Source organism: Arsukibacterium sp., assembly GCF_036735525.1.
GTDB lineage: Bacteria > Pseudomonadota > Gammaproteobacteria > Enterobacterales > Alteromonadaceae > Alishewanella.
On sequence record NZ_DAINOE010000102.1, the window covers coordinates 1 to 9,849 of the forward strand.

10 protein-coding genes are annotated in these 9,849 nt (G+C 48.4%); 4 read left to right on the forward strand and 6 right to left on the reverse strand.

Features of this window, described 5'->3' with window-relative positions; genetic code table 11:
* Positions 1 to 93 precede the first annotated feature (93 nt).
* From V7D78_RS14945 to V7D78_RS14955, 3 genes are all read right to left on the reverse strand, one after another.
* The gene (locus tag V7D78_RS14945) at positions 94 to 1,863 is read right to left on the reverse strand and encodes an amidohydrolase family protein (protein WP_333609256.1); all 1,770 of its coding nucleotides are present in this window, start codon (positions 1,861 to 1,863) and stop codon (positions 94 to 96) included.
* A 48-nt stretch (positions 1,864 to 1,911) separates the two neighbouring features.
* Positions 1,912 to 2,196: a hypothetical protein gene (locus tag V7D78_RS14950; protein ID WP_333609257.1), complete on the reverse strand. Its 285-nt coding sequence runs from the start codon at positions 2,194 to 2,196 to the stop codon at positions 1,912 to 1,914.
* 140 nt (positions 2,197 to 2,336) lie between these two features.
* Positions 2,337 to 3,266 (reverse strand): exopolyphosphatase, encoded by a 930-nt coding sequence (locus tag V7D78_RS14955; protein ID WP_333609258.1) that lies wholly within the window; start codon positions 3,264 to 3,266, stop codon positions 2,337 to 2,339.
* Positions 3,267 to 3,439: 173 nt separating this feature from the next.
* On the opposite strand from V7D78_RS14955, the gene V7D78_RS14960 reads away from it, so the two are divergent.
* From V7D78_RS14960 to V7D78_RS14970, 3 genes are all read left to right on the forward strand, one after another.
* A complete protein-coding gene (locus V7D78_RS14960; RefSeq protein ID WP_333609259.1) occupies positions 3,440 to 4,168 on the forward strand; it encodes an SIR2 family NAD-dependent protein deacylase in 729 nt (242 codons plus the stop codon).
* A gap of 114 nt (positions 4,169 to 4,282) precedes the next feature.
* Positions 4,283 to 4,618, forward strand: coding sequence for a helix-turn-helix transcriptional regulator (locus V7D78_RS14965; RefSeq protein WP_333609265.1), 336 nt, complete (start codon positions 4,283 to 4,285; stop codon positions 4,616 to 4,618).
* Positions 4,615 to 5,313, forward strand: a complete 699-nt coding sequence (locus tag V7D78_RS14970; RefSeq protein WP_333609260.1) for a type II toxin-antitoxin system HipA family toxin — start codon at positions 4,615 to 4,617, stop codon at positions 5,311 to 5,313. Before V7D78_RS14965 ends, V7D78_RS14970 begins: the two co-directional genes overlap by 4 nt.
* Before the next feature lie 778 nt (positions 5,314 to 6,091).
* Here V7D78_RS14970 and V7D78_RS14975 read toward each other — a convergent pair.
* Together V7D78_RS14975 and V7D78_RS14980 are read right to left on the reverse strand one after the other, a co-directional pair.
* Entirely contained in the window at positions 6,092 to 6,442 is a 351-nt protein-coding gene (locus V7D78_RS14975; protein WP_333609261.1) for a hypothetical protein, read from the reverse strand.
* Between the two features lie 22 nt (positions 6,443 to 6,464).
* Positions 6,465 to 6,746, reverse strand: a complete 282-nt coding sequence (locus V7D78_RS14980) for a hypothetical protein (protein ID WP_333609262.1) — start codon at positions 6,744 to 6,746, stop codon at positions 6,465 to 6,467.
* 240 nt (positions 6,747 to 6,986) lie between these two features.
* Between V7D78_RS14980 and V7D78_RS14985 the strand changes: the two genes are divergently transcribed.
* Entirely contained in the window at positions 6,987 to 8,381 is a 1,395-nt protein-coding gene (locus V7D78_RS14985) for a M24 family metallopeptidase (RefSeq protein WP_333609263.1), read from the forward strand.
* Between the two features lie 81 nt (positions 8,382 to 8,462).
* On the opposite strand, the gene V7D78_RS14990 is transcribed toward V7D78_RS14985, so the two are convergent.
* Positions 8,463 to 9,849, reverse strand: a 1,387-nt coding sequence (locus tag V7D78_RS14990; RefSeq protein WP_333609264.1) for a S9 family peptidase, incomplete at its 5' end; no start/stop codon positions are given.

Consider the following 9,849-nt stretch of genomic DNA (forward strand, 5'->3'; position numbering starts at 1 on the left):
ACGCAAACGCGGAAAAGACACCGTAAAAGCGGATGTTGACTTAGCTCTGGACATGACTTTTGACATAGCTTTTGACATAAGAACAACCTCTTATTAGTTACCGTAATGCACCAATGGCATCTCAGTAAAAGGTTTAATACCAAATTCTGGATAGACTTGCGAAGGGAAATAAATCTGCCCATCTTTAGCGACCATGGCTACCCTTTTAATTTCCCGTAAGTCGTCTAACGGATTACCTGGCACTAAGAAAAAATCGGCTAATTTGCCAACTTCAATACTGCCTAATTGATCACCGTACTCCAGGTAATGTGCCATATCGTAAGAGGCCCGGCGCAATACCTGCGCATTTGACATACCTATTTTTGAGAATAGCTCTAACTCACGGTGTAGCTCAAAAGCACCGCCTAAATCTGTACCGGGAACAATAAAAATCCCTCTTTGGTGCATCAGGCTTAAAACAGCCAGAACTTTATCAAAAGCCGCTTTATAAGCCTGGTCTTCTGCCTCATCTGCCACATTTAATAGTGCTTGCCTGGCTGAGCGCTGCACACTAATTGGCATATTATCAATATAATCTACCGTGCCAATTCTTGTTTCGCCGTTACGGGCGGTAAGCCCAAACTCATGGATAACGATAGTAGGGTCAATGGCGATCTTTCTGTCGACCATAATATCCAGTGAGGTGTTGATCGCGGGATCATTAAGGTCTAAATCGGCAAAGCGCTTCATGCCGGTGATGCGAAATAAGGTGCGGGTGTCTTCTTCTCGCTCCAGTACCCAACTCAACATCAGTTGATTAATATGGGTCACTTCGTCGTAGCCACTGAGCATCATTTCGTCCACTTTAGAAAAAGCCGGAATGTGACCTGCCACCCGCATGCCGTGTTTTTTAGCTTCAGCCACCATGGCCGGCACCCACTCACCTTTAATAGAGCTATAAATTTTAATCTGATGATAGCCACCACGCTCTGCATGCTTTTTAATTAGCTCTACCGCTTCCTGTTCGCTGGCTGCAAGCTCACCGGTGGCAGCTGAAAACGCGCTTTTACCTTCTATAAAGGCACTTTTTGTGATGCGCGGACCAATCAAAATATTGCGTGCTATTTTATCGTCTAAGGCCGCAAGCACCTCATTTTGATTGCCCATATCCCGCACCGAGGTCACACCGGCCATCACATTTAACAAGGCATTATTGTCACCTAAGTGAGCATGCATTTCATACAAACCAGGAATAAGGCTGCCACCATTACCTTCAATAACCACTTCGTCGGCAGACGGTGTCTGCACTATGGCCTCAATAGCGGCAATTTTGTTTTGGTGTAGTAATACTGATTTGGGCTGAGAAAGCGACAAAGTTTGCGGTTCAAATATCCGCACATTATTAATACGCACCGGCTTGTCAAAGGCGTTGCTGGCACGCTTGGCAATCTCTACAAAACGGGAGGCATTTAACCCGGCGGCCAGTTCACGCAGCTTCTTATCTTCACTTAACATATCTCGCTGAATAACCGTAAAACGTGGCGATAAATACGCCAGCATTTGCCCCTCAGTACTCAGCGCAATATAGCTGGGGTTTAAACTAATGCCGCTAATCGCAAAAATGTTTGCCTCAACTGCCTTGTCGCCGTTGCTGCTTTGCAAAGAGTTGCTACTTTGCAAAAACATCGTATCAATTTTTTCTATTTTAAGCTCGCCGCCAGGCAGCGCAGCCAGGGTATTGCCCTGAGTATTTAGCAGAGCCGTCGCATAAATATACAGCGCATACGGGCTGGCATTTTGTGCAACATACACCGAGTCACCTGAGAAGGCGGCGCTGCCTTCACCAGCGGCATCTTGCCAGGATGCGCTATCCTCAACAGCCATAAAATATTCATCAACGGTATTGCCAAATACTGTTTTGCCGGCAATGCGTCAGGCTATAGGCAAGCCTTTATCAGATAGCTGCAGGCTTTCTATGCTGCTGGCACCGCGACCGTTGTTGCTATATTGATAATCAATACTCAGGCCATTACCTAATCTTTCTACTTTAAGCTCACCCACCTTATTGCCGCCCATCAGCACAGCAAACTGCTCACTGCTGTGCGTGGTGATGGCTGTGCTGCCTGGCAACAGCGGTTTATCTGCAGGTGAGCAGCCAACTAAGCTAAGACACAATACACTGAGTGACAGAACACGGAGTGTCAGAGAGTTAAGCATGAAAACGGCCTGTGTTGATGTGGGTAAGACCCCAGTATTACACAGCGCTAATAAAAGACAATACGCTGGATTAACTGCACATTTTTAAAAATTCAATGCTTAAGCCTTAACCAATAAACCTAAGGCGCGTGTCAGATTTATTAGCCGTCTCTATTAATTTGCTCAAGTAAGGCCTTAAGTACGTTATCCGCTTCTGAATTTTCAACCTGGCAAGTACCCGCGGCTTGATGGCCACCGCCGCCATATTTTAGGCATAAGGCGCCAACGCTGGTGTTCGACGATTTATCCAAAATAGATTTGCCAATGGCAAACACGGTATTTTGTTGCTTTAGCCCCCACAGACGGTGAATCGAGATATTGCATTCAGGGAATAGTGCATAAATGATAAAGCGGTTAGTGGCCCAAATGGGGTCTTCATTTTGCAAATTAAGCACAACGCAATTGTTATGGACACTAGCACAGCGCAGGATCTGCGCTTTGGCTTTGGCTTGGTGGTCCACATACAGCTCTACCCGCTCCTTCACGTCAGGCAGTTGTAAAATGGCTTCAATTGGCTTGGCACGGCACTCATCAATCAGCATCATCATCAGTTGATAATTAGACACACGAAAATCCCGGAAACGACCTAAGCCGGTTCTGGCATCCATTAAAAAGTTCATTAAATCCCAGCCCTTAGGATCGAGTATTTCAGCTTTGCTAAAATTGGCAGAGTCACCTTTGTCGACCGCCAACATCAGCTCTGCAGAGATATTAGGCAGTGTTTCTGCACCGCCATAATAGTCATAAACCACACGCGCCGCAGAAGGCGCAGCCGGGTCTATAATGTGGTTAGCGGCTTTTTCATTGCGCAGGGTTTCACTCAGATGGTGATCAAAAGCCAGATGGGCCTCTTTTACATAGGGTAGATTAGTGGTGATGTCTCTGTCAGTAATGGCAATGCTACCGTCCTGCATATCTTTTGGATGGACAAATAAAATGTCATCAATCAAATCAAGCTCTTTTAATATTGCCGCGCACACCAGTCCGTCGAAATCACTGCGCGTTACCAATCGATAATATTGCTTTGCCATATTAGTTTTTTCCCTTAAGTGTTTGCTTTTTTTAAAGTATAGATAGTAATTTAGGATTTGCTGCAAAATGACTGCGGCAGCCATTTAGGCAGCAGGCCATTGCCCCATCAGAGCAATTCTTGCCAGTGCCCTGGCCCACCGGTTAGCCTGATATCCCTTAAACAGGAGCACCTATGCAAAGCATTCTAGACCCAAAGCTTATCGTAGTATTTAGCGGCGCCGGAGTCAGTGCTGCCAGTGGCTTACCTACCTTTCGAGACAGTGCCGGGCTGTGGCAACAATATGATGTCTATCAGCTAGCGACACCTGAGGGCTTTGCCGCTAACCCAGAATTGGTTAATGATTTTTACCAAAGCCGCCGCCTGGCCGCGGCTAAAGCCCAACCCAATGCCGCCCATCTGGCGATAGCCAAGCTGGAGCAACATTATAAGGTGGTAGTGATTACGCAAAACGTCGACAACTTGCACGAGCGCGCCGGCTCAAGCCAGGTAGTTCACCTGCATGGCAAGTTAGATGAGCTGCGCGCAGTAACCGCACCACAGCACATTTATAGCGTCGGCGATACGATGTTTAGCGCAGGCAGCACCGCACCCGATGGCTCTGCATGGCAAGCCCATTTGTGGCGGCCCAATGTGGTGTGGTTTGGCGAAGCCGTAGATCACCTGATGCTCGCCAGCGAGCTGTTAAGCCGTGCCGGCAAAGTACTGGTAGTTGGCAGCTCACTACAAGTAGAACCCGCTGCCAGCCTGCTACACAGCTGTGATGAAACCGCCGAAAAATACCTGATAGACAAAACCAGCCATCAGGCACCTTATGGTTTTGAAGTCAGATCCGGTGATGCGGTGACCTTGGTGCCAGAGTTGGTGGAATATTGGTTAGCGCAAAGATGCAGAAATAACTGAGGTTGGATGTATTTTCATCTGATCTAATATCTCCGACCCTAATATCTCCCTTTATTGCTATTATTAAGATGTGCAACTAATATGTTTCATTAGGAAGAAAAAGAAACTTTTGTGATGACATCAATGGCAGCGACACTGTTAACCCAAATCAAAAACCGGCGGCTGAAGCTTGGTTTAAAACAAAACGATATGCCAATGCGTATTGGCGTGTCACGTCAGCAATATCAGCGGCTGGAGGCCAAGGGCAACCCCAGACTAGATACCTTAGCCTTAATAGCAGCAGGTCTTAACAGCGAACTGATGCTGATCCCCAAAGAAAAGCTGCAGGCTGTGCAGGCAATCCTGGCGCAGGGTCCAACATCCAAGGGCAGTCACACTACTGAAGCGAACCCGCCAACTAAAGCCTTACAGGACGACCCCTGGCAAGGCTTGCTTGGAGATGATCAATGACCGGTAAAGCCAGTGAAGAGGCGCATGTATTAAAACTTACCCTGCATAAAAAACTGGTTGGCTACCTTGTTGGCTCTCGCGGTGGCAGAAATGTGTTGAGCTTTGCTCCTGATTTTCGACTCGACAACAACCGGCCAACGTTGAGTCTAATCACCCACCCCGCTTTTCCCAAAGCAGGTATGATATTAGCTGCCCAATGGTCAACTCAGCATCGCCTGCACCCAACGCTGTCAAATCTTTTGCCCGAAGGCGCTTTGCGTGAATTAATAGCGCAAGGGTTGAAGGTTCACCCTGATAATGAGTTTCAGATATTTGGCTATCTCGGCACAGACTTACCCGGCGCCTTGGTTGCAGAGCCAGTAGCTCCAGCAGACGTACCTGAAAGCCTGCTTATAAGCGCGGGTAATATTCGGGCAGTCAATTTTGAACAAGCACTGCCAGAAAATAAATTTTCGCTGGCAGGCGTACAAATGAAGTTCTCAATGAAGGAGCAAGATGGCCGCTACAATTTTGCTTCGGGCAACGAGCTTGGCGACTGGATCATTAAAACGCCGTCAACCAAACATCAGGATGAACCTCTTAACGAATCATTAAACGATTTGACCGCGAAGGCAATCAACGCATTCACATGGAAGACAGCCATCGGGGCGGTTGAGTTATCAGCCATTAACGCTTTTAGCGCCGGGCCATATTGATCCAGCTTATTCAGTTGACGATGCTGGCTTTGCCCGGTTTCACCCTGTACCGGCACAAAGTAGTTACGAAAAATCAAACCGGCACCACAGGCGATAGCACAAGCCGGGCCTTGCGTTTTATCGGTTTGATAACAGGTAATGCCCTGCTCAGGTGTAACATCAGGAGACACCATCTCCAGCAAGTTAAACTGCGATGCGACCTGAAACAAGGCACCGGCATTTGCAGCATCGGCATGTAACTGCTGCACATCAGCGACAACCTCCGACAGGCGCAAGCGCCTGGTCGGATTATCATCCAGTAGCGCCTGAGCCTGCCCGGTTAGCTGAGCCAACATCGGCATCAGCAAACGCCCGGCGTTGAGCACGGCACCATTTGCTAGGCTAATCAGCTTGTCGCCTTGCAATACCATTTGCCTTTTAACTTGCGCCGCGTCCTGCTCCGTAAAGCCGGTAAGCTCTTCAAACCACATAGACTGTCCTTGTGTTGTAATTTAATATTGAGGCCAAGTTAAAATAAGCGTCTTACTTAATTTATCATGTATAGAAAACCGGATAAGTTATACATAACAATGAAGCCATGTATAGAACATCCGTTTATATGATCGATTGCCCATAAAGCTCCTTTATGGCCGAAATAGCACTGCGCCCGGAAGCTTAGCAAATAATGGTGGCGAATTTAGAGGAGGTTAAGCCGCATGCGTTCTAGGGATATTTTTTAAGCCTCCCTATTATATTTAACTACATATTTAACTAGACCGGCAAATGCCGGCTCTTATGCTTACGCTACAACAGTTTTTATTTTTTCATCACACTGCGGCTGCGGATCGACTTTAATTTGCATGGCCTCATTTCTGGCAGCCAGAATTTTCTTTTCAGCCACGACAAATCTCTTCAGCAATTGCCGAATCATAGGTTGATAACCAATACCATGAAGAGTGGCCACTTCCTTTAGATCATTAATTAAGTCATCTTGTAAGCGAATTGAAATCAACGTCATAGATGTGGCTTTATCAAACTGAGCCATCATTTCATCTGGTAACTCAGCTTTACGTACATGCTCTTCGCTTGTACCGTATGTGCCGTCATCCCACTTGACGTCTTGTGAATCGTCATATGTAGGTTGTTTCATTCGTCAGTCTCCGTTGTGGTACTTAAGCGTACTTTTTATAAATGGCTAACTCTCTATGGTTTGCCTCATACGCTGTTCTGATGATCATAATGCCATCTTTAAAAATAAAGGCTATTTTCACAAGCTTACCGAAATCGGTACTACCAATAAACCATAATGTGGCAGGGTCACTTTTATGCTGCTCTCTGGTGTCTTCCAGAAAACCAGCTAGCCTACCCGATATAGCTTCGTACACTTCATCCAGGGTTAAACCATGCTTTTCTGCAATCTTTTTCTTAACTGCGGGTGAAATGTAAACTGTCATTTATCTACTCCACGCCCACGTGTATATACAGTATATATATATATTCCGAAAAAAATAGTTATCTGTATAAATTTGAGGGTTCACGTCAAGAGCCTAAGCCACTTTTAATGATGTGTATCGCGACAAGCCAGTTAGAAAACCGATAAATTGCGACCTAAGCCATACCCATTGCTAACACCCTGAGGTATAACAGTGAGTGTTTAAAAACTATCATAAAAATTAACCACCGGGGTCTTTATTATGGGTAAACCTTTCGCCTTGCGCTTGCTTAGCGCTGCCATTAGCGCCAGCTTATTGTTCAGTAGCTCGCTGAGTGCTCAATCTAGCCGCAGTACCGCTACGCCACCGGCACAGGGCCGGGTAATACAGTCGGCCGCTGACTTTGCTATTTTAAGCCACAGAGCACGCATTGCGCCTGAAAATGCCATGCTGATGGAGCGGCTTAATAGCCTGCTACCGCAACTGATGGCCGAGCAGAATATCGATATGTGGCTGGTGTTAAATCGCGAAATTGCCGAAGATCCGGTGTATTTTACCCTGGTGCCGCAACCGAGTTTTGCTGCGCGGCGCACCACTATGCTGGTGTTTAACCGCTTAGCCGATGGCACTGTCGAAAAACTTACCGTTAACCGCTACCCCTTGGGTGCGCCCTACACCGCGGCCTGGCAAGGCGGCAGTTTGGATGAACAGTGGCAGGCGTTGTCTGAGCTGATTGTGGCGAAAAACCCCGGTAACATTGCCATTAATGTGTCGGATGACTGGCCGGTGGCCGATGGTTTAAGCTCAGCGCTGCATAGCCGCTTAAAAAGCGTATTACCAGAGCCGTTTCACTCGCGGCTGGTGTCTGCCGAAAAACTGGTGGTGCGTTGGCTGGAGCAGCGTACTCAAGCCGAGCTGGAGGTGTACCCGCATATAGTGGCGCTTGCCCGTGGTGTTATCGCTGAAGGCTTTAGCAGCCGGGTGATCACGCCAGGTGTTACTACTACCGATGATGTGGCCTGGTATTTACGTGAGCGTTTTAGTCAGCTGGAGCTGCCCACCTGGTTTATGCCCTATGTCAGTTTGCAACGCACCAGCACGTCTTGCGAAGCAGATACGCCGTTTTGTGGCGAGTCTGGTGTTATTCAACGTGGTGATGTACTGCATACCGATGTCGGTATTTGTTATTTAAAACTCTGCACCGACACTCAGGAAATGGCCTATGTATTGCGTGACAACGAAACCGATGCGCCAGCAGGCTTAAAAGCCGCAATGGCTACCGGCAATCGCTGGCAGGATATACTGACAAAAGAGTTTGTTACCGGCCGCAGCGGCAACGAAATTTTGGCGGCAACCCAACGCCAATCCCGCCGTGATGGCATTGTCAGCAGTACCTACAGCCACCCGCTGGGCTTTTTTGGCCATGCCCCAGGCCCGACCATTGGTATGTGGGACAATCAGGGACCAACGCCGGTACAGGGTGACTGGCCCTTGTATGCCAATACCGCCTATGCCATAGAAGGCAATATTAAACAGCCGTTGGCGGAGTGGAACAACAAGCTGGTGCATATTAAGCTGGAGCAAAGCGCCTATTTTAACGGAAAAGAGGTCATTTATCTGGCAGGACGCCAGACGCAGTTTCATCTGGTGCGATAAATGTTTTAAGGAAGATATTAATCAAAACAATGCCACGCCAGTAATGCTAACCGGCGTGGCATTATCGTGTGCTAAGGCACCTTAAGGTGACGGTAACTCCTGTTCACTGTGCCGCTCAAACCACTCCAAAATCCGTTTTAACCGCTCAACCAGATTAACCGGAGTACCGCTTCTGGACAGGCTATGGTTTTCGCCTTTAAACACCACCATTTCTACCGGCACCTGATTGGCTTTTAACGCATAAAACCATTCTTCACCCTGGCCAATCGGCGTGATGTGATCATCCGTGCTGTGAATAATTAAAGTTGGCGTCGTCACCCTATCGGCATATTTTAAAGGCGAGCGGCCCCAATATAACTCAAAGTTTTGCCAAATAGTGCCGGCAAACTCGCGTTGCATTGAGTTGGGCGGGTATTGCTGAGTACCGGCCTCAGATATCCAGTTACTGACACTGCGCTGGGTTACCGCCGCTTTAAAGCGGTTAGTCTGGGTGGTGGCCCAGTTGGTTAAAAAGCCGCCATGGCTGCCGCCGGTAATATAGAGCCGGGTCGGATCCAGCCAGTCATGCTGCGCCAGGACATAATCCAACACCGCCATATTATCCTTAAAATCAACGCCGCCGTAATCGGCATGCACTGCATGTTGATGGGCAAAGCCATAGCCGGTGCTGCCACGGTAATTGGTAAACACCACCGCATAACCGGCAGCGGCCATCATCTGAAACTCATGAAACCACTGTTGACCCCACATGCCGCCCGGCCCGCCTTTAATATTCAGCACCAGTGGATAACTTTTGCCCGCCTGCCAATCAAGCGGTTTTAGCAAAAAGCCCTGGCTTTTGCCCTGCTCGTGTTCAAACCAAAACGACTGCAAGGGTTGCAGTTTAAGCCCGGCTAATAGCGCCTGATTAAAACGGGTTAGCTGCGCCGGGGCTTTATTGCCCTCCTGAAACCAGACTTCCGGCAGGTGTTGCTCATCCTGCCACAGATAGCTCAGCTGGCGGCCATTGGCCGCTATGCTGACATCAGAGACACTGCCCTGCTGGCTTAACCGAATTTGTGTTTTGTCGCGGCGCAGGTCCAGCTCAAACAACGGCCGCGCGCCGTGATGATCGGCAGTCAGTAATACCCGGTCATTGCCCAGCCACTGCATACTGTTGGCGTTGCGATCCCAGTCGGCGGCCACCACAGTGTTAGTGCTATCAGCCAACTGGTGCACCACCAGTTGCTGCGGCGTAAAATAATCGGCCTGATACTGATACAACAGCTGGCGGCCATTGGCTGACCACTGTGGTGAGCCGGCTTGTCCTGGCAGTGTAACCAGACGCGTCAGGCTGCCGTCAGTCAGCTGATACAGATACAAATCCTGCTGCATACTACCTTCAAGCGCCTCGGCACTGCGATCTGAGGCAAAGACAATCCGCTTTCCATCAGGTGAAAACTGCGCCGAGTGATCGTGCCAGCGCGCA